Origin of the sequence: Prescottella equi (assembly GCF_020171745.1) — a bacterium.
Classification (GTDB): domain Bacteria; phylum Actinomycetota; class Actinomycetes; order Mycobacteriales; family Mycobacteriaceae; genus Prescottella; species Prescottella equi_A.
The window spans coordinates 225,217-244,819 of record NZ_JAIVAH010000018.1 but is presented as its reverse complement, the minus strand read 5'-3'; the positions used below and the strand labels follow the sequence as shown (position 1 = coordinate 244,819).

Here is a 19,603-nt window from a genome sequence, read left to right as displayed (position 1 = left end):
GACACCGCCTCTTCAGCTATTGGCCGTGGCGAGTGGGATCGGTGATTGTGGGTGGACGCTGGTTGTTGCGTCGGTCAAGCAACGAAGAAACTGAGCTGCAATGCAGCGCGGCTGCTCATAAGGTGTCGGCATGTCGCCGGTCCTCAAGATCACCACGCGTAACGCCCGTTTCCAGCAATGGCATTCGCTTCTGTCGAACCGCAACAAGCGGCAGCGCTTGCGCGCGTTCGTCGTACAGGGGGTGCGGCCCATCACGATTGCGCTCGACCGAGGATGGGCCGTCGAGGCCATCCTCTTCGATCCAGATCGCCGACTGTCCGAGTGGGCGCGGAACGTGCTGGAGATTGCTGGAGGTGAGCGCTTCGCCCTCTCCCGCGAGCTGATCGCGGAACTCGGCGAGAAGACAGATGACGCCCCAGAACTCCTCGCAGTGATGTCCCTTCCCGGGGACGACCTGGGGCGCATCCCTGTTGCACAAGACTTCCTCGGTATTGCCTTCGACCGGCCCACTAGTCCCGGCAACCTCGGCTCGGTCATCCGATCCGCAGACTCGTTCGGTGCGGCAGGTGTCATCGTGACCGGGCACGCGGCCGATCCGTACGACGGTGCCGCCGTGCGGGCGAGCACGGGATCGCTGTTCGCCGTACCGACAGTCCGAGTCTCGTCACCAGCAGACGTCCGGGATTGGGTCGAGTCCCATCGCGCCGAAGGCCTTCCCATCCAGATGGTCGGAACGGACGAGAACGGCGACGCCGACGTCTACGACGTCGACCTGACATTGCCGACGCTGCTCGTCGTCGGAAATGAGACGACTGGCCTGAGCGCGGGATGGCGTGATGACGTTGACCGACTGATACGCATCCCCATGACAGGCTCGGCCAGCTCCCTCAACGCCGCCAACGCGGCGTCCATCGTGCTCTACGAAGCCATGCGACAGCGCCTCCATAAGCCAGTGGGTAGGCTCCCCGAGCTGACCGAACGGCATGCCGTGACGAGGTAGGTGAAGGCACTCACCGGGGCGTGCACGCAGATGGGCCTCGGTCAGAAACCTCGGTAGACGCCGTCCTGGTCGGCGGACTCGACGAACTCGTCGAAGTCCATGTTGCTGATGGAGAGGTTGTTTTCGATCGACCACATCTGAGACGGGATGACGCGGACGGTCTGGCCACGCGTGCTGCCGAAGTCCTCGGGGCCGGTGTCGACGGCAAGGATCGGGTGTTCAGGGTCGGTGATGGTGGTGTGGTCGGCGATGAAGAGGTAGTACGGCGGATGGTCCCCGATGCGCTCGATCAGGTCGGGGATCGACAGGCCGTCGTTCTCGGGATTGTCGATGCAGGTGAGGTAAGCCGAGAAGTCCGAGTTCTCGCCTTCTCCGGGTGCCATTGCGGCCGCGGCGGCTTCACGCCACTTCGTGTCGTCGCTGAAGTCTGTTCGGATCAGGAGGGAGACGCCCCCGTCGCCGCCGAGGTAGTCATCGAGTCGGCGTCCGGCCCCGAGCATCCGGGTCAGTTCGGCATCGGCCTGTTCGGTGGCCTCCCGGTCGATTGTTGCGCGAATCTGATCGGGCGGGGTGGAGGGCAGATCCGCGGGAAGGATCGAGGCGATGATGCGTTCGCAGTCGCCGGGGTCGATCGGTGTGTGACCGCGGATCTCGTAGGTCCACGGGCCGACCGTGGTGCGGTGCAACAGCGGGGTGCGGGTGCTCAATTCGCCTGACGGCTCGCCGAGTTCGGTCACCCATTGCCGCAGGTTGAAATCCGGATATCTGGGCATAATCTCCAGATTCAATGATCCGGTGCGCGGATCGCCGTCGATGGGTCGGGCCTGGATCTTCCCCGGTGTCCAGGTGACCTCCGCGGCCGGCACCTGGGACAGCGCCTGCATCTTCGCTTCGTACTCGCGCTGAGCTGCGCTGACTCGAGGGTCTTCCTCGACCTTTGTCGCGCCGGCCCATGCGAACAAGGCAGGATCGAAGAGCTCGTCGATCACGGGGTTCGAGAGTTCGAGCACAGTCCCGGACGTCGATCGGGACAGTGCGACACCGGTTTCCGCGTCGATGACGTAGATGATGGTGCTACCGGGCTGGTCGGTGAACTGCACTTCCCAGCCGGTGCGGCCGCGGACATCGACCCGGCGAGGTGCGGTGGGATCACCAAATCGCGCGGGAACACCCTGCTGTCGTGGGAGCCACATCGAATACGCCTGCAGGAGAAGTGAGGGGATGTCGCCGGTCATCATCACCCACCGATGTGGGGACTTCACCACGTGCACCATGACTCTGTCGTCGTCGCGGCGGTACTCGTCAGTCGCGTTTTCGATGTAGGTGACCTCACCGGCGGCGTTCTCGATCCGCCACGAGGTCGGCGGCTGAAACCACACCTTGCCTGCATAGGTGCCGCCGGCCCACATCTCGGCGCGCACCGATCGGCCCATCGTGCTGTAGCTCAACCCGCGTACCTGCGGCCAGGACATCGACATTCGCCCAATGTATCGGTCTCCCCTCAGAACTCGACCGCACGCGCCTCGGCAGTCGCGGAGGACCGCAGTTGCTTTCGCTGAAGATCGCCAAGGTGTAGTCACGGGACAGATGGCTGCTGGCTTGCTCAAAAGTCCCGCCTGTGCCGCAAGGGGCGCCGCCGTATCGCCGCGAGTCACATACCAGGCGCCCTGGAAGGGGTGGTCAGACCGCGTCGGACTCCGGTTCCGGGCGCGGCCGCGGCCGCTCGTGCTCCCGGCCGAACGGCCCGGCCGGCGCGCCGTGCGCGAGGACGGCGTGCTCGTAGGCGGACTCGGCGTGCAGCGCGAGATCGATGCCCGACGTCTCCTGTTCGGCGCTGATGCGGAACCCGACGACCCGGTCGATCAGCTTGCCGAGGCTGTACGTGACGCCGAAGGCGTAGAGGCCGACGACGGCGACCGCGAGCACCTGCTTGCCGAGCTGGGCGAACCCGCCGCCGTAGAACAGGCCCTCGACGCCGCCGGTCATGACCTCCGACGCGAGCAGACCGATGAGCACGGTGCCGACGATGCCGCCGACCAGGTGGACGCCGACGACGTCGAGGGAGTCGTCGTAGCCGAAGCGGAACTTCCAGCCCACCGCGAACGAGCAGACGGCGCCGGCGGCGACACCGATGATCGCGGCGCCGACCATGCCGACCCAGCCGCAGGACGGGGTGATCGCGACGAGTCCGGCGACGACGCCCGACGCGGCACCGAACGTGGTGGGGTGGCCGTCGCGCTTCTGCTCGACGAACAGCCAGCCGAGCAGGCCGGTGCAGCCCGCGACGAGGGTGTTGAGGAAGACTGCGGCGGCGGTGCCGTCGGCGGCCATTGCGGAACCGGCGTTGAAGCCGAACCAGCCGAACCACAGCAGGCCGACGCCGAGCAGAACCATCGGCAGGTTGTGCGGGCGCATCGGCTCGTTGCGGAACCCGATGCGCGGGCCGAGGACGAGCGCGAGGGCCAGGGCGGACGCGCCGGAGACGATCTCGACGACCAGGCCGCCCGCGTAGTCGAGCACGCCGAGCTTGGCGATCCAACCGTCCGGTCCCCACACCCAGTGCGCGACCGGCACGTACACCAGCAGCGCCCACACCGGGACGAAGAACATCCACGACGAGAACTTGGCGCGGTCGGCGATCGCGCCGCTGATCAGCGCCGCGGTGAGGATCGCGAAGGTCAGCTGGAACGTCGCGAACAGGAACTCGGGAACGCCGGACCGTGCGGTGTCCGGGGTGATGCCGGCCATGCCGAAGTGTTCGAGCCCGCCGATGAGTCCGCCGCCGACGTCGTCGCCGAAGGCCAGGCTGTAGCCGGCGACCAGCCACACCACCGTGACCAGCGCGATCGAGATGAAACTCATCATGATCATGTTGAGGACGCCCTTCGAGCGGACCATGCCGCCGTAGAAGAGGGCCAGGCCGGGCGTCATCAGGAGGACCAGCGCGGTGCTGATCAGCAGCCACGCGGTCGTCGCGGGATCGATCGTCTCGAGCATGTGAACTTCTCCTCACCGGCGGGGTGTCACCGCACGCGAGAAATGACGATCGCGTCCTGCAGTTTCGACGGCGGGGCGTCCGTGTTGCTTCTGTGTTTCGGAAATCTCTCCCCGTCCGCCGGGTGGGATTCGAGTGGGGCGTCACTCCTGCGACGAACTGTCGCCGGTCGCCGGTAGTCTTTCGCCGTGGCCCTGTACCGGAAATATCGACCAGCTTCGTTCGCGGAGGTGGTGGGTCAGGAGCACGTCACCGAGCCCCTGAGCACCGCACTCGACGCCGGACGCATCAACCACGCCTACCTGTTCTCGGGTCCGCGCGGCTGCGGCAAGACGTCGTCGGCCCGCATCCTGGCGCGCTCGCTCAACTGCGTGCAGGGTCCCACGTCCAGGCCGTGCGGCGAGTGCTCGTCGTGCATCGCGCTCGGCCCGGGCGGCCCCGGCAACCTCGACGTCATTGAGCTCGACGCCGCCAGCCACGGCGGTGTGGAGGACACCCGCGAGCTGCGCGACCGCGCGTTCTACGCGCCCGCCGAGTCGCGGTACCGGGTGTTCATCGTCGACGAGGCCCACATGGTCACCACCGCGGGCTTCAACGCGCTGCTCAAGATCGTCGAGGAGCCGCCGGAGCACCTCATCTTCATCTTCGCGACCACCGAGCCGGAGAAGGTGCTGCCGACCATCCGGTCCCGCACGCACCACTACCCGTTCCGGCTGCTGGCGCCGTCGACCATGCGCGGGCTGCTCGAGAAGATCTGCGCGCAGGAGCACGTGCCGGTCGAGGACGCGGTGTACCCGCTCGTCATCCGCGCCGGTGGCGGCTCGCCGCGTGACTCGCTCAGCGTGCTCGACCAGCTGCTCGCCGGCGCCGGCGACGAGGGCGTCCGATACTCGCGGGCGCTCGCGCTGCTCGGCGTCACCGACGTCGCGCTCATCGACGAGGCCGTCGACGCGCTCGCCGCCAACGACGGCGCCGGGCTGTTCGGGACCGTCGACAAGGTGATGGACGCCGGGCACGACCCGCGCCGCTTCGCCGTCGACCTGCTCGAGCGACTGCGCGACCTCATCCTCATGCGCGCCGTGCCCGACGCCGCCGAACGCGGGCTCGTCGATGCCCCCGGCGACGTGCTGGACCGGATGCGCGAGGAGGCCGAGCGGATCGGCCCCGCCACCCTGGCCCGCTACGCGGAGCTGGTGCACGACGGTCTCGGCGAGATGCGCGGTGCCACGGCTCCGCGCCTGCTGCTCGAGGTCATGTGTGCCCGCATGCTGCTGCCGTCCGCGACGGACGCGGAATCGGCTGTGCTGCAACGGCTCGAGCGGATCGAGCAGGGCGTCGTGATCGCTCCGACGTCCGGCGCCGCACCGGCGGTTGCGCCCGCCGCGGCGCCGCGCCCGGCTGCCGCCGAGCCGCCGCCGTCCGGACCCGTCTATCAGCGTCCGTCGCAGCGCCGCGAGCCGGAGGCCGCGCCCGCCCAGCCGGCCCAGCCGGTACAGCCGGAGCCCTCGCGTCCGCCGGAGCCCCCGCGCCAGCCCGAGCCGCAGCCCGAGCCTGTGGCGGAGCGCCCCGCGGTGGAGGTTCCGCCGCCCGCGCCCGCGCCCGCACCTGCGCCCGTTCCCGCACCTGCGCCCGAGCCGGCTCCGGCTCCGGCCCCGGCCCCGCAACAGGTGGCACCCGAACCGGTTCGGCAGGCCCCGGCGCCCGCGCCGGTCCCGCCCGCTCCCGAGCCTGCCCCCGTTCCCGAGCCTGCCCCCGTGCCGGAGCCCGTGGCCGTCGTCGAGCCGGAACCCGTTCCGGCGGAGCCGGTTTCGTCCGGCCGACCGGATGCTGCCGCGGTCCGCGCGGTGTGGTCCGAGGTGCGCGCCAAGGTGCGCGAACGGAGCCGCACCGTCGAGGTGATGCTCTCCGGTGCCACGGTGCGTGCGGTCGACGGCGATCGGCTGGTCCTCGCACACGACTCCGTCCCGCTGGTCAAGCGTCTCGTCGAGCCGCGCAACACCGACGTGATCGGCGCGGCGATGCGCGAGGTCTTCGGTGGCGAGTGGAACGTGACGTGCGAGCACGGTTCGGCTCCCGTGCAACAGGTGCAGGCCCAGGCGGCTCCGCAGGCGAAAGCTCCTGCGGCGCCCAAGTTCTCGCGGCCGAGCCAGGGGCGGGCCCCGGCTGCCGCTCCGCAGCGGCCGCCGGCTCCCCGGGACGACGACATCCCGCCGCCCGAGGCGCCGGACTACCCGGACGATCCCGGTCCGCCGCCCGCGGACTACGACTACGACGCCCCGCCTCCGCCCTCCACACCGGAGGACGAGGCGGAGATGATGGCGGAGGCCGCCGTACCCGTCGATCAGGCGAGCCGACGCGATCCGGAGGAGATGGCGGGCGAAATGCTCGTCGAGGTGCTCGGGGCCCGGAAGCTCGACTGATCGCCCGAGTCAGCTGCTGCTGACCGGGGCGAGGTCGACGCCGGCGGGTGGGGCCAATCGGCGCATAGTGCCGTCGAAGGCTGTTGCGTAGAGTGCCCAGCCATCGTCGTGCGGTCCGATGCGCACAGAGCTCGGCCCGGTCCATCCGCCCGACAGTCCGGTCGCGATCGGACAGGCCGCGCCTGTATCCGGGTCGACGCGGTAGACCGCGCCCTCGATGTGGGCGGCGACGTACAGTGTGCCGTCGCGCGACATCGTCAGGTCGTCGGGCCCGGGGAGTGGTCCGGGCAGCGTGGCGACGACCGTCCACTGGTCGGGATGCTCCAAGGGGGCACGGATGATCTGGCCGGTGAACAGATCGTCGGTATAGACGGCGCTGTGGTCCGGGCTCAGCACCAGTCCCTCCGAACGCGGAACCATCGACCAGTTGGGCGCGACTGCGCCGGCTTCGCGGAGGTACCGCGACAGGCCCCTCGACGGGTGGCCCTCCGTCCCCACCCAGGTTGTGAGCAAATCGTCGTCGGGAAGACGGAGTAATCCGTTGCCCGCGAAGGAAATTGGCGGCGATAGCTGACCGGTTGTGGTATCCAGCTCCCGCAACTTCCCGTCCTGCCGGGTCAGGAAGGTCAGCTGTGAACCGTCGAGCTGCAAGCCGCCCGGGGCCGCCAGATCGTCGAGTACGGTGCGTACTTCTCCGGCCGAATCCACGTGGTAGAGCTTCGTGTCACCGGACAGATAGAAGCCCCCGTCGCCGTCGGCCTCGAGGTTTTCGAGCTGTTCCAGACCCTGGACGACGGTTTCGACCTGCCAGCCGCCGCATTCCTGAGAGGGAGCGGCTTGTGCAGACGCGGCTGCAGTGGTGGTTCCCCCCACGATCGCAACAGCGACGAGCAGCGCCCGCGTGCGATTGCGCAATTTCGTCACGCGCACAACCTAAGCGACGACGCAAGGCTTGTCTCCGGATTGTCCAATTGCGGCGCATTTCGGCAAGCAGCAGCACGCTGGGAAAGTTGTTCTGCGCGGCATCGTTGTCGGTGGATGCCATTGCCCGTATGGTCCGCGCATGGGGAAGGCATCGCAACGTGTGCGAGTGTCCCGGTACTCGCTCGTCGGTTCCGGCATCGCGTTCGTCGTCGCCACGGGCTGGCTGCTGCTCACCGCACCCGGCCGGGTGCCGTCGCGCTTCGACGAATCGGGGGAGATCCTCGAATGGACGGGCCTGGCCCAGTTCGTAACTCTCACCAGCGGCTGGGCAGCCGGTGTCGCGCTCGTCTGCGGTGGCGCCCGGTGGTACATCCCGAAGATTCCCGACCGCGCACTGAACGTGACCGGCCCGCACTCGGATTACTGGTCCCGGCCGGAGAACAGGGACGGGTTCAACACTCGATTCATCGGTGACCTGGAGTGGCTCGGCGTCCTCATCGTCGCCGTCGCCGTCGCCGTGACGATCCTGTCGGGCCTCACCGCTTCCGGTGTGCGGGTGCCGTTCTGGATCATGCCGACCACGACAGTCTCGTTGCTGCTCGTGGGGCTCGGATACACCGGATACGTCGTCTACTCGGGTCGCTACCGGCCGCCCGCGTAGGGGAGCCTCAACCCCGTGGCAGCGATGTCTCGGCCATCGAGAACCGCAGCAGATTGGATTCGCGCGGTTCGAAACCGAGCTTCAGGTAGAGCCGGTTCGCGGCGACACGCGAGCCGCGGGACGTCAGATCGACGGTGCGGGCGCCAAGCTCGTCGGCCCGGGCGAGGGCGGCCTTGGTAAGCGCGGATCCGACCTGGCGGCCCTGCGCGGAGGCGTCGACCACGACGTCCTCGATCCAGGCCCGATGGCCGGTCGGGATGGGGAACACGACGAGTGTCAGTGTTCCGACGATGCGGCCGTCCAGCCTGGCGACGAACAGGGTGTTGGTGGGGCACCCCAGGACCTGCTCGAGGTAGGCCGCGGTGATCGGCGGCGCCGACGTCGACAGCTGCGGAATGAGCGTCGTACACGCCTGCACCAGCTCGTCGGTGACCTCGGATGCCTGGTGAATCGTGACCGTCATGTACTACTCCTCGGGCGAAGGGGTTCCGAGTCAGCGTACGCAGGCGGGCGGCATCGGCGTCCGGATTCAACCGACTGGGGCAACCACCGGCCGAGACTCGGAACCGGCCCGGTCCTCGCGGCATTCCAGCGCGAAATCGTAGACGGCCCTGTCGATCCCGTCGGCATCTGGTTCGGGGTCGAGGATCGCGGACTCGGGCGCGTCGTGCCGGGTCCACGTGTCCCGGCGGAAGTACAGCCGCGCGGTCGCGGTGCACATCTCCGGCGCCCTGACGGTGGCGTGGAGGTGGGCCGGGCGCCACGGGCTCCACTTCTCGTTCGCGATGAACCACCCGGTGGGTCCGTGCGGCGAGATCTGGTAGGGCACAGGGATGGTCGTCGAGATCGTGTAGCGGCCGGCGTCGTCGGTGGTCGTCCGGATCGCCGCCGTGCCGGCGTGTGCGGCGCCGGTGCCGTCGCTGCTTCGGACCTGGACGGTGGCGCCGCGGACGGGCCGTCCGTCGCCGTCGAGGACACGGCCGGTCAGCATCAGTCGGTCACCGACGGGATCGGGTGACGCGGTGGGAGCGGCCGCGGGCACACGGGTGGGGAAGCGGGACGTGAAGAGCACGGTGATTCCTTCGGGTGGGCGGGTTCAGGAACTGCGGAGCGCCGCGGAGGGCGACGTCCCGAAACGGGTGCGGTAGGCGGCGGCGAACCGGCCGGAGTGGGCGAAGCCCCAGCGCAGCGCGACGGCCGAGACGGTGTCGCCCGGTGTGGCGTCGTGCAGATCGTCGCGGGCGCGGACCATCCGGATGTCGGTGAGGTACTCGGTGGGGCTGCGGCCGACGTACTGCCGGAAACCCTCCTGCAGTCGGCGCACGCTCACCCCGGCCCTCTCCGCCATCTCGGCGGCGGTCCACGGGTGGGCCGGATCGTCGTGCAGGGCGTCGATCACCCGTTTGACGATCCGGGGACGTGTGGTGGCCGCCCCCTCGGCGTCGTCGGGTACGGCCGCGAGGACGAAGGCGGTGGTGACGGCACTGAGGATCTGGCTGGCCACCAGATCGTTGTGCAGCAGGCAGCGGGGTCCGTCCATCTGGTCGGACAACGACTCGACGAACCGGAGCCACGACGCGCCGGAGGAGGTGGACAGATCCACCTGGCTGGGCAGAGCCAGTCCGGGCCGGCCGACGATGCGGTGCATCTCGCGTTCCAGGTACTCGTGATCGAAACGGACGCCGATGATTTCGCACGACGCGGTCCAGTGCGGCATCCGGGTCGTGACATCGGGTGGACACACGGTCGCGGTGCCCGGCAGCGACGACACCTCCCGACCGCCGACGACGGAGTCCAGGCGGCCCGTCCGCGGGATGTTCACGCCGTAGGCGCCGGGGTGATCGGACTGCACCGACACGTCTGCGCCCCAGCCGAGACGCGCGATGCGCACCGGTCCGGTTCCGGTGCTGCGCAGGAAGACGTCGCCCATCGAGAAGGGCGTGCTCGGTGTGAGGGTGTGCGGGAAGTAGGCGTCCGCCACCACCTGCGAGACCTCGTCCCACTCTCTCGACGCGAGTCCGCCGCCCGGCTTCGACATCGCTGCCACCTCCCAGCCCGTGTTCGGATGTGCCTGTCACGGGTACATGAGCCAATTGAACGCCGCCGGTGGTCGCGTGGCCAGGGGTGTCTGCCGGTCGGCGGGAGGTTTCCGCGCGATCCGGATCGAACTCGCGTTCTCCGGATCCGATCCGGCGGCGATCCGGTGCCCTAGCCTCGTCGTCATGCTTGTTGTGACGACGAACGACATTCCCGGGTGGGAGATTCAGCGTGTGATCGGTGAGGTGTTCGGACTGACCGTCCGGTCCCGCAACATCGGATCGCAGATCGGTGCCGGCCTCAAGTCGCTCGTGGGCGGCGAACTCCAGGGCATGACCAAGAACCTCACCGAGAGCCGCAACGAGGCGATGAACCGACTCGTCGCCGAGGCGGCGCAGCGCGGCGGCAACGTCATCGTCGCGATGCGGTTCGAGACGTCGGACCTGGGCGGCAACTGGTCCGAGATCTGTGCGTACGGCACGGCCGCGTATGCGGTGCCGGTCTCGGACGCCGCCAAGCAGACCGCGGCGGAACTGGGGTACGGCCCGCGCTGACGCGGTGTCCCGGGTACTCGGGACACCGGTCCCTGGTGCCCGGGACGGCGGGCGACGGAGCCTGACTGGCGAACGCGGTGACCGTGTTCCGGTGGACGCCACCCGGCCGGGTAAGCGCACCGCGACCCGTAGGAGCATCCGTGAGTGCAGTCGAGGTGTCGGAGTTGTCGCCCGCCGGGGAACCGGCCGTCACCGGGCATCGGCCCCGGGCGTGGGCGTACGGGGGTGTCGCCGCCGGACTGGCCGGCGTGATCGGCATCCAGGCCAGTGGATTCATCGACGCCGCCTACGCGGAGGGGGTCGCCGGTGACGCGGTGGCGATCGCCAACCGTCTCGCCGACCAGCGCACGGCCGTCGTCGTCATGCACGTGTCCCTGATGATCGCGGCGCTGCTGATGTTGGTGTTCGCGGCAGGCCTGGCGCGCCGGCTTTCCGACCGTCTGCCCGAGGGCACGCTGCTGCCCGCGGTGGCCGGCGGCGGACTGGTCCTCACCAGCGCGGCCTGCCTCCTCGGGACCGGTTTCACGACCGAACTGATCTTCGGGCTCGGCCACCTCGACGAGGTGGTCCCCGAGTACGCGGTGGTCGGGGCGCACTGGATGGGCACCATCCCGTGGCTGTGGGCGGGCGCCGGTGTCAGTGCGCTGGCGGTGGCGTCGGCGCTGCTGCGGCACGGGGCGGGGCCGCGCTGGATCGGTTGGACGTCGCTGGTGCTCGGCGGGCTCACCGCGCTGTTCGGGGTGTCCCCGCTGCAGTACATGGCCGGCTTCACGGGGCCGGTGTGGGTGCTCGTCGTGGCGATCGGATTCGCGTTCGGCGACCGGGTGCGGAGCTAGCGGTTCATACTCGCTAGCGATTCGTCCTGCCGGGCGGATCGGACGACACGGGAGGGGAGCATGGCCGAGCGGATCACGGGTGCGGGGGCGCCGGTCGCGGCCGCCGCGGTGGCGGTGACCTGCTGGACGCTCGTCGTGCTGTCGCTCGTGACGTTTCTCGTCGCCGACCCCACCATCGATTCGAACCAACTGTTCTTCCTCGTCGACGTCGTCGGCGCCGCGGTCTACGGCGCGGTGGCGGGGGTAGTGCTGGCGCGGCGGGTGCACCCGGTCCCGATCATCCTGGGGGCCGCGGCGATCGGCATCGGACTCGCCGCCCTGGGCTACGGCTACTCGCAGTGGGCAACGGTGCGCCCGGGGTTGCCGTGGGTGGACGTCCTGTCACCGCTGCAGAACACCGCGTGGATCCCGGGGACGCTGGCACTGTTCCTGGTGATCCCGTGGCTCGTGCGCGACCACAGGTTGGACGTCGCGGCCCGGGTGGGACTCGTCGCGGGCACGCTGGTGACCGTGTGGTTCTTCTGGGCGCGCACGTTCACCGACGTGCCGGAGATTCCGCTGCTCGCGCCCGTCGTGGCCGTCGGCCTCGTGGCCGCGGCGGACGTCGCACGGCGGTGGCGGCGGGGTCCGGCCGGCGAGCGCGTCGGGTTGGGCTGGCTCGCGCTGGGGACCGCGCTGATGGCGTTGTCCTTCGTCCCGCTGATGTTGCCGGCGACCTGGCCGGGGCTGTGGATGTTCACCCCGGCCATGCACCTGGTGGTGCAGCCGTTCTTCCTCGGCGCGATCTTCGTTTCGGTGCTGCGGCAACGCATGTGGGGGCTGGATCTGGCGGTCAGCAGGGCTGTGCTGGCGGGCAGTCTCACCGCGCTGCTGATCGGACTGTACGTCGTGGTGGCGACGGCGTTGGCGGGCCTGCTGCCCGACGGGGACTCCACCGGCGCGCAGTTCGCCGCCGCGGCCGCCGTGGCCGTTGCGGTGCAGCCGGCGCGAATATGGCTGCAGCGCAGGGTGCACCGGCTCGTGTACGGGTCGGGCGCGGAACCCGGGCACGCGGTGCGGGAGTTGGGTCGGCACTTCGGCAGTGCCGAGTCCCCGGCCGAGCTGCTCGAGGGGTTGGCCGCCGGTGTCGGTCTGGGGTTGCGGCTCGAATCGGTGACCGTGCACCGGGCTGACGGCGCCGAGGTGGCGGGCTGGGGGAGCGCCACCGGCCCGGCCGAAACCGTGGATCTGATGCATCGGGGCACCCGGGTCGGGAGTCTCGCGGTGACCGCGCCGCCCGGCGAGTCGCTCGGTATCCGACCACGGAAGTCGCTGTCCGAGTTGGCCTCCGTGGTCACGGCGGGTCTCGTCGTCGTCCAGTCCGCCGAGGACCTCGACGCGGCACGACGACGGCTGGCCTCGGTGCGGGCGGAGGAGCGCCGGGTGATCCGCCGCGAACTGCACGACGGCCTCGGCCCGTCGCTCGCCGGAATCCGGCTGGGACTCCAAGGTGTTCGCAATCTGCTCGCCGCCGATCCGCAGGCTGCGGCGGCGCTGCTGGACTCACTGCAGGAGCAGCTCGACCACCAGGTCGACGGCGTCCGGTCGCTCTCGCGCAGTCTGTTCCCGCCGGTTCTGGACGAACTCGGCCTGACCGCCGCGCTCGAGGAACTCGCAACCGGCTACGCCCGCAGCGGATTCGATCTCGACGTCGTGGCCGACGTACCGGCCGACATCGGCGGGCAGGCCGGTGCCGCGGCGTACGGCATCGCGATCGAGGCGGTCACCAATGCGCGCCGGCACAGCGGCGCTCCCGGGTGCCGGGTCGAGGCGTCGTGTGACACCGACGGTGCCGGCCTGGCGGTCCTCACCATCGTGGTCCGGGACGTCGGCCGTGGCTTCGACCCGTCCGGGCCCACCGGCGTCGGGACGCGGTCCATGCGGGAGCGCGCGGACGAGCTCGGCGGGACGGTGACCATCGAAACCGGTTGCCCCACCGGCACCGTCGTCACGGCTCGGATCCCGTTGGTGGCGTCGTGAGGGGCATCGCCGTCGCGGTTGTCGACGACCACCCGGTGTTCCGGCTGGGTATGGTCGCGTTGCTGTCCACCCTCGACGGCATCGAGGTGGTCGCCGAGGCCAGCTCGGCCGCGGAGGCGATCGATGCGGTCACCGCGGACGTCGACGTCGTGCTGATGGACCTGGAGCTGGGGGACGGTTCGGGGATCGACGCCACCCGGGCGCTGTGCACCCGTCACCCGGACCTGCGGGTGCTGGTGGTGACGATGCACGAGGACGAGGATTCGCTGCTGGCGTCCCTCCGCGCCGGCGCCCGCGGTTACCTCGTCAAGGGCGCCGATCCGGCGGAGGTGGAGCGCGCGATCCGGGCCGTCGCGAACGGCGACATGATCGTTGGTGCCGCGGTCGCCGCCAAGGCGATGACCGCGGTCGCGGCGCCGCGGGCCCGATCGGGCGTGTTCCGGGAACTCACCGACCGCGAGCACGAGGTGCTGGACCTGATCGCGCGCGGCCACGACAACATGACGATCTCCCGCCGGCTGGTGCTCAGCCCCAAGACCGTTCGCAACCACGTCTCGAACGTGCTGGCCAAGCTGGGCGTACCGGACCGATCGACGGCGATCGTCCGGGCCCGGGAAGCCGGTCTCGGGGGCTGAGCCCGGGGCCGACCCCGGGGCGGGCTCAGAGCGGCGCGGTCGAGAGGGTCGGGACGAACCGGTGCCCGAACCCGACCTCGGCCGTGTTCGTGGGATCCGGTCCGGGACCGGGAGCGGCGACCTTCGACTCCGGGATGGCGCGCGGCGCGGGCGCGACGTCCGGTACCGCGAGCCAGTCCGGCCGGGCCGCCTGGATCTCGAGGGCGATCTCGACGAGCGTCGCCTCGTCCCACGGGCGTCCACCGATCTGCACGCCGAACGGCAGCCCGGTCACCGGGGACCGACCCGCCGGGGTGCACACCACGGGCGCGCCGGTGGAATTGGCCCAGCCCACGTTGCCGGTCACCCCGGCGAACACGCTGATGCCCGCGATCTCGATCCGCTTGGCGCCGTCCACCTTCGAGCCGGGGACCAGCACGGCGTCGAGGTCGTTGTCGGCGAACATGCGGTTGTACTCGTGCTGGAAGCGCAGACGGTTCCGTTCGGCGGTCAGGTAGTCGATGGCGGGGATCGCGACCGCGGCGATCGCGGTGCCGACCGACACGGCGTTCTCGGGGCGGTAGGAGCCGAGGCGGTCGGCGAACTGCCGGTGGTAGGTGCCCATCTCGACCCGGTCGCCCACGACCAGGTCCGGTGGCAGTATCGGCATCGAGACGTCGACGACGGTGCCGCCGAGACGCTGCACCACGTCGACGAACGTCGCGAACATCGCCCCGAGGGGTGAGGGGATCTCGTCCACGGCGCGCCGGTGGATGCCGAAGCGCCTGCCCGCCAACGGGGTCGACCCGCCCTTGGCTGCCAGTGGATAGCCGTCGGCGGGCACGTCCGGCCCGACGGTGGTGGTGGGATCGTGCACGTCGGGTCCGGCCATGTGCCCCAGCAACAGTGCCGCGTCGGCGATGCTGCGGCCCATCGGGCCGGCATGATCGCGCGTCCACGTCAGCGGGATCACCCCGTACGTGCTGCAGCGGCCGAACGTCGGCTTGATCGAGGTGATGCCACAGGCGCTGGCCGGCAGGCGAAGTGACCCGCCCGTGTCGGTTCCGGTGGCCAGTGGCGCGAAGCGCGCGGCGACGACGGCCGCGCTGCCGCCGGAGGACCCGCCCGGCGAGAACTTGGTGTTCCACGGGTTGCCGACCTGCTCGGTGGCGACGCCGATCGCGAACTCGTCGGTGTGCGCGTGCCCGAGCAGTACCGCCCCGGAGTCGCGCAGTCGCCGCCACACCGTGGAGTCGCCGGCCGCGATGTTGCCCTCGAGGACCCGGCTGGACGCGGTCAGCGGCAGGCCGGACACCGCGAACAGGTCCTTGAGCGCCAACGGGATACCGCACAGCAGCGGAGCGTCGCCGTCGGTGGCGCGGCCCCTGCCGGACAGGCGCTGCGCCGCGGCGTCGGCGGCCGCGTACGCCATCTCCGGGTAGATGCGGACCCAGCTGCCGATGTCGCCGTCGAACGCGGCGCTGCGGGTCAGGCAGGCGTCGAGCAGTTCCCGGGGGCTCAGGCGCCCGGACTGCAACAGGCTGGCCGCCTCGACGGCGCTCAGCAGCGCCGGGTCGGTCACGGTGATCGACGAGGGGGAGGGGAGGGCCCGCGCGGGCGCGGACCGTCGGCCCGTCGCGGCGGCGGGGCGCACACCCACCGTCGCTGTGCCCACCGTCGCGGCGCCCGCCCCGAGCGCGGCCGCCCCGAGGAATCGGCGGCGGGTCACGCCGGTTCGTGCAGCGTCGCTGTCCGTCGCCATGCTCGTCCTCCCTCGAACCGGTCGTGGTCGGGCTGGGACCGGCCAGCCGAGGGTATCCGCCCACGCGGCCCGCTGCCGGGCATTGCGGGCGCACCGGACGATTCCGGTGATCGCCTCGGTCACAGACCGGGATCGCTTCGGTCCTTCCCGCTAACTGGAACACGTTCTAAGGTGGGGCAGCCGAGGTCTGTGCCGCGTATGGGCAGGTTGCCGCGCGGCACGCAGACGTGAACAGGAAGGAACACCGTGACCACAGAGGCATTCATCTATGAAGCCATCCGGACCCCGCGTGGTCGGGGCAAGCAGAGCGGCTCGTTGCATTCGGTCAAGCCGATCTCGCTGGTCACCGGCCTGATCGACGAGCTGCGCGTCCGCTTCCCGGACCTCGACGAGGACCGCATCTCCGACCTGATCCTCGGTGTCGTGAGCCCGCTCGGCGACCAGGGCATGGACATCGCACGCATCGCGGCCACCGACGCCGGCCTGCCCGACACCGTCGGCGGCGTACAGATCAACCGCTTCTGCGCATCGGGTCTCGAGGCCGTCAACATGGCCGCGCAGAAGGTGCGGTCGGGCTGGGACGAGATGGTCATCGCCGGTGGCGTCGAGTCGATGTCGCGCGTGAAGATGGGCTCCGACGGCGGCCCGTGGGTCAACGACCCGGCCACCAACTACGACAACTACGTGGTGCCGCAGGGCATCGGCGCCGACCTGATCGCGTCGATGGAGGGCTTCACCCGCGACGACGTCGACGCGTACGCGGTGCGCTCGCAGGACCTCGCCGCCAAGGCCTGGGCCGGCGGCTACTTCGCCAAGTCCGTCGTCCCGGTGAAGGACATCAACGGCATCACCATCCTCGACAACGACGAGCACATGCGCCCCGGCACCACGGCCGAGAGCCTGGCGGGCCTGGCGCCGGCGTTCGCGATGGTCGGCGAGATGGGCGGCTTCGACGCCGTCGCGCTGCAGAAGTACCACTGGGTCGAGAAGATCACCCACGTCCACCACGGCGGCAACAGCTCCGGCATCGTCGACGGCGCCGCGCTGCTGCTCGTCGGCAGCGAGGACGCCGGCAAGGCGATGGGCCTGACCCCGCGCGCCCGCGTCGTCGCGACCGCCACCTCGGGCGCCGATTCGACGATCATGCTGACCGGCCCGACGCCGGCCACCAAGAAGGTGCTCGCGCAGGCCGGCCTGACGATCGACGACATCGACCTGTTCGAGATCAACGAGGCGTTCGCGTCCGTCGTGCTGAAGTTCCAGAAGGACCTGAACATCCCGGACGAGAAGCTCAACGTCAACGGTGGCGCCATCGCGATGGGTCACCCGCTCGGCGCGACCGGCGCCATGATCACCGGAACCATGGTCGACGAGCTCGAGCGCCGCGGCGCCAAGCGGGCCCTCGTCACGCTGTGCATCGGCGGCGGCATGGGCGTGGCCACCATCATCGAGCGCGTCTGACGCTCACGAATCAACCAGGAGAGACGAAACAGTGAGCGATCAGAACATCATCAACTGGGAGCAGGACGCCGACGGCATCGTCGTGCTGACCATCGACGACCCGAACCAGGGCGCGAACACCATGAACGACCGCTACATCTCGTCGATGCGGGAGACCGTCGACCGGCTGTACGCGGAGAAGGACTCCATCGCCGGTGTCGTGCTGACGTCGGGCAAGAAGACGTTCTTCGCCGGTGGCGACCTCAAGAACCTGATCAAGGTCGGTCCCGAGGACGCCGAGCAGATCTTCGGGCACTCGCTGACCCTCAAGGCCGATCTGCGTCGCCTCGAGACGCTTGGCAAGCCCGTCGTCACGTGCATCAACGGCGCCGCGCTCGGCGGTGGCCTGGAGATCGCGCTCGCGACGCACCACCGCATCGCGGCCGACGTCAAGGGCGTCAAGATCGGTCTGCCCGAGTCCACGCTCGGTCTGCTCCCGGGTGGCGGCGGCATCGTCCGCACCGTCCGCATGTTCGGCATCATGACCGCCCTCACCCAGTTCCTGCTCCAGGGCCAGCAGCGCGGACCGCAGCAGGCCAAGGAGGTCGGCCTGATCGACGACGTGGTCTCGTCCGTCGAGGAGCTGGTCCCCGCCGCGAAGGCGTGGATCAAGGCCAACCCCGAGTCCGGCGTGCAGCCGTGGGATGTCAAGGGCTACAAGATCCCCGGCGGCACCCCCGCCACCCCGGCGTTCGCCGCGAACCTGCCGGCCTTCCCGGCGAACCTGCGCAAGCAGCTCAAGGGTGCCCCGATGGAGGCCCCGCGCGCGATCATGGCCGCCGCGGTCGAGGGCAGCCAGGTCGACGTCGACAACGCGCTGCTCATCGAGTCGCGCTACTTCACGAAGCTGGTCACCGGCCGCGTCGCGAAGAACATGATCCAGGCGTTCTTCTTCGACATGCAGGCCATCGGCTCCGGCGCCTCGCGTCCCAAGGACATCCCCAAGCGTGAGATCAAGAAGGTCGGTGTCCTCGGCGCCGGCATGATGGGCGCGGGCATCGCCTACGTGTGCGCCAAGGCCGGAATCCCGGTGGTGCTCAAGGACGTCACGAGCGAGGCCGCGGAGAAGGGCAAGGCGTACGCCGAGAAGCTCGAGGCCAAGGCGCTCTCGCGGGGCAAGACCACCGAGGAGAAGTCGAAGGCGCTGCTGTCGCTGATCACCCCGACCGCGGATCCGGCAGACTTCGCCGGCGTCGACTTCGTCGTCGAGGCCGTGTTCGAGTCGCCCGACCTGAAGAAGAAGGTTTTCCAGGAGATCGAGGACATCGTCGAGCCCGACGCGCTGCTCGGCTCCAACACCTCGACGCTGCCGATCACCGACCTCGCGACCGGCGTCAAGCGGGCCGAGGACTTCATCGGCATCCACTTCTTCTCGCCGGTCGACAAGATGCCGCTCGTGGAGATCATCCGCGGCGCGAAGACCTCCGACGAGACCCTCGCCCGCGTCTTCGACTTCGTGCAGGCGATCCGCAAGACCCCGATCGTCGTCAACGACTCGCGCGGCTTCTTCACCTCTCGCGTGATCGGCACGTTCGTCAACGAGGCCATCGGCATGGTCGCCGAGGGCATCGAGCCGGCCACCATCGAGCAGGCGGGCATGCAGGCCGGCTACCCCGCGGCGCCGCTGCAGCTTTCGGACGAGCTGAACCTGACGCTCATGCAGAAGATCCGTGCCGAGTCGAAGGCCGCCGCGCTGGCCGAAGGCAAGGAACTCCCGGCCGACCCGGCCGGCGACGTGATCAACTACCTCGTCGAGGGCAACGACCGCAAGGGCCGCCTCGGCGGTGCCGGCTTCTACGACTACGCGGAGGGCAAGCGCACCGGCCTGTGGCAGGGCCTGCGCGACCACTTCAAGTCCGGCTCGGTCACCCCGCCGATCCAGGACCTGATCGACCGCATGCTGTTCATCGAGGCCATCGAGACCCAGAAGTGCTTCGACGAGGGCGTCATCACGTCCACCGCCGACGCCAACATCGGCTCGATCATGGGTATCGGCTACCCGGCGTGGACCGGTGGCGTCAGCCAGTTCGTCGCCGGCTACCCGGGCGGCAAGGCCGGATTCGTTGCTCGTGCCGAGGAACTCGCCGCCAAGTACGGCGAGCGGTTCACCCCGCCCGCTTCGCTGAAGGGCTAGAAACCCAGCTCCACCCACGACACCCCCGTCCGGCTCACCGGGCGGGGGTGTCGTGCGTTCGGGACATCCGAATTTCGTACCGCGCACGCAGATCGGGGCCCACACAGCGGGAGGACCGGAGGCGGAACGCGTTCGCGCGGCATAGAT

Annotated in this window: 16 protein-coding genes; 9 read left to right on the top strand and 7 right to left on the bottom strand. The window is 69.8% G+C overall.

Annotated elements, in window-relative coordinates; translation table 11 throughout:
• Positions 1–130: 130 nt before the first annotated feature.
• A complete protein-coding gene (locus tag LCL87_RS15945; protein ID WP_225021281.1) occupies positions 131–1,000 on the top strand; it encodes a TrmH family RNA methyltransferase in 870 nt (289 codons plus the stop codon).
• A gap of 41 nt (positions 1,001–1,041) precedes the next feature.
• On the opposite strand, the gene LCL87_RS15940 is transcribed toward LCL87_RS15945, so the two are convergent.
• Positions 1,042–2,478 (bottom strand): DUF6924 domain-containing protein, encoded by a 1,437-nt coding sequence (locus LCL87_RS15940; RefSeq protein ID WP_225021279.1) that lies wholly within the window; start codon positions 2,476–2,478, stop codon positions 1,042–1,044.
• A gap of 202 nt (positions 2,479–2,680) precedes the next feature.
• Positions 2,681–3,997, bottom strand: a complete 1,317-nt coding sequence (locus LCL87_RS15935) for an ammonium transporter (RefSeq protein WP_225021277.1) — start codon at positions 3,995–3,997, stop codon at positions 2,681–2,683.
• A gap of 186 nt (positions 3,998–4,183) precedes the next feature.
• On the opposite strand from LCL87_RS15935, the gene LCL87_RS15930 reads away from it, so the two are divergent.
• A complete protein-coding gene (locus LCL87_RS15930; RefSeq protein WP_225021275.1) occupies positions 4,184–6,415 on the top strand; it encodes a DNA polymerase III subunit gamma and tau in 2,232 nt (743 codons plus the stop codon).
• A 9-nt stretch (positions 6,416–6,424) separates the two neighbouring features.
• Here the strand turns inward: LCL87_RS15930 and LCL87_RS15925 are convergent, their stop codons facing one another.
• Complete coding sequence (locus LCL87_RS15925; protein WP_225021274.1) at positions 6,425–7,339, bottom strand: SMP-30/gluconolactonase/LRE family protein; 915 nt, start codon at positions 7,337–7,339, stop codon at positions 6,425–6,427.
• A gap of 139 nt (positions 7,340–7,478) precedes the next feature.
• Between LCL87_RS15925 and LCL87_RS15920 the strand changes: the two genes are divergently transcribed.
• On the top strand, positions 7,479–8,000 hold the full coding sequence (locus tag LCL87_RS15920) for a hypothetical protein (RefSeq protein WP_225021272.1): 522 nt from the start codon (positions 7,479–7,481) through the stop codon (positions 7,998–8,000).
• A gap of 7 nt (positions 8,001–8,007) precedes the next feature.
• Here the strand turns inward: LCL87_RS15920 and LCL87_RS15915 are convergent, their stop codons facing one another.
• The 3 genes from LCL87_RS15915 to LCL87_RS15905 all read right to left on the bottom strand — a co-directional run bounded on the left by LCL87_RS15915 (position 8,008) and on the right by LCL87_RS15905 (position 10,038).
• Positions 8,008–8,463, bottom strand: a complete 456-nt coding sequence (locus tag LCL87_RS15915) for a GNAT family N-acetyltransferase (RefSeq protein WP_225021270.1) — start codon at positions 8,461–8,463, stop codon at positions 8,008–8,010.
• Between the two features lie 66 nt (positions 8,464–8,529).
• Positions 8,530–9,072 carry a dioxygenase family protein gene (locus LCL87_RS15910; protein WP_225021268.1) on the bottom strand — a complete coding sequence of 181 codons (543 nt, stop codon included), beginning with the start codon at positions 9,070–9,072 and terminating at the stop codon, positions 8,530–8,532.
• A 24-nt stretch (positions 9,073–9,096) separates the two neighbouring features.
• A complete protein-coding gene (locus LCL87_RS15905) occupies positions 9,097–10,038 on the bottom strand; it encodes an AraC family transcriptional regulator (RefSeq protein ID WP_225021266.1) in 942 nt (313 codons plus the stop codon).
• 184 nt (positions 10,039–10,222) lie between these two features.
• Here LCL87_RS15905 and LCL87_RS15900 point away from each other — a divergent pair, with 184 nt between their 5' ends.
• The 4 genes from LCL87_RS15900 (at position 10,223) to LCL87_RS15885 (ending at position 14,081) form a co-directional block, all read left to right on the top strand.
• Positions 10,223–10,591 (top strand): YbjQ family protein, encoded by a 369-nt coding sequence (locus LCL87_RS15900; RefSeq protein ID WP_225021264.1) that lies wholly within the window; start codon positions 10,223–10,225, stop codon positions 10,589–10,591.
• Between the two features lie 140 nt (positions 10,592–10,731).
• Entirely contained in the window at positions 10,732–11,427 is a 696-nt protein-coding gene (locus LCL87_RS15895; RefSeq protein ID WP_510850782.1) for a hypothetical protein, read from the top strand.
• Between the two features lie 60 nt (positions 11,428–11,487).
• Entirely contained in the window at positions 11,488–13,446 is a 1,959-nt protein-coding gene (locus LCL87_RS15890; RefSeq protein ID WP_225021262.1) for a histidine kinase, read from the top strand.
• Complete coding sequence (locus LCL87_RS15885) at positions 13,443–14,081, top strand: response regulator transcription factor (RefSeq protein WP_225021260.1); 639 nt, start codon at positions 13,443–13,445, stop codon at positions 14,079–14,081. The genes LCL87_RS15890 and LCL87_RS15885 overlap by 4 nt, the downstream gene beginning before the upstream one ends.
• Before the next feature lie 25 nt (positions 14,082–14,106).
• Here the strand turns inward: LCL87_RS15885 and LCL87_RS15880 are convergent, their stop codons facing one another.
• A complete protein-coding gene (locus LCL87_RS15880) occupies positions 14,107–15,822 on the bottom strand; it encodes an amidase (RefSeq protein ID WP_225021258.1) in 1,716 nt (571 codons plus the stop codon).
• Between the two features lie 246 nt (positions 15,823–16,068).
• On the opposite strand from LCL87_RS15880, the gene LCL87_RS15875 reads away from it, so the two are divergent.
• Together LCL87_RS15875 and LCL87_RS15870 are read left to right on the top strand one after the other, a co-directional pair.
• Positions 16,069–17,283: an acetyl-CoA C-acetyltransferase gene (locus tag LCL87_RS15875; RefSeq protein WP_225021256.1), complete on the top strand. Its 1,215-nt coding sequence runs from the start codon at positions 16,069–16,071 to the stop codon at positions 17,281–17,283.
• 31 nt (positions 17,284–17,314) lie between these two features.
• Entirely contained in the window at positions 17,315–19,456 is a 2,142-nt protein-coding gene (locus LCL87_RS15870; protein WP_225021254.1) for a 3-hydroxyacyl-CoA dehydrogenase NAD-binding domain-containing protein, read from the top strand.
• Positions 19,457–19,603 lie beyond the last annotated feature (147 nt).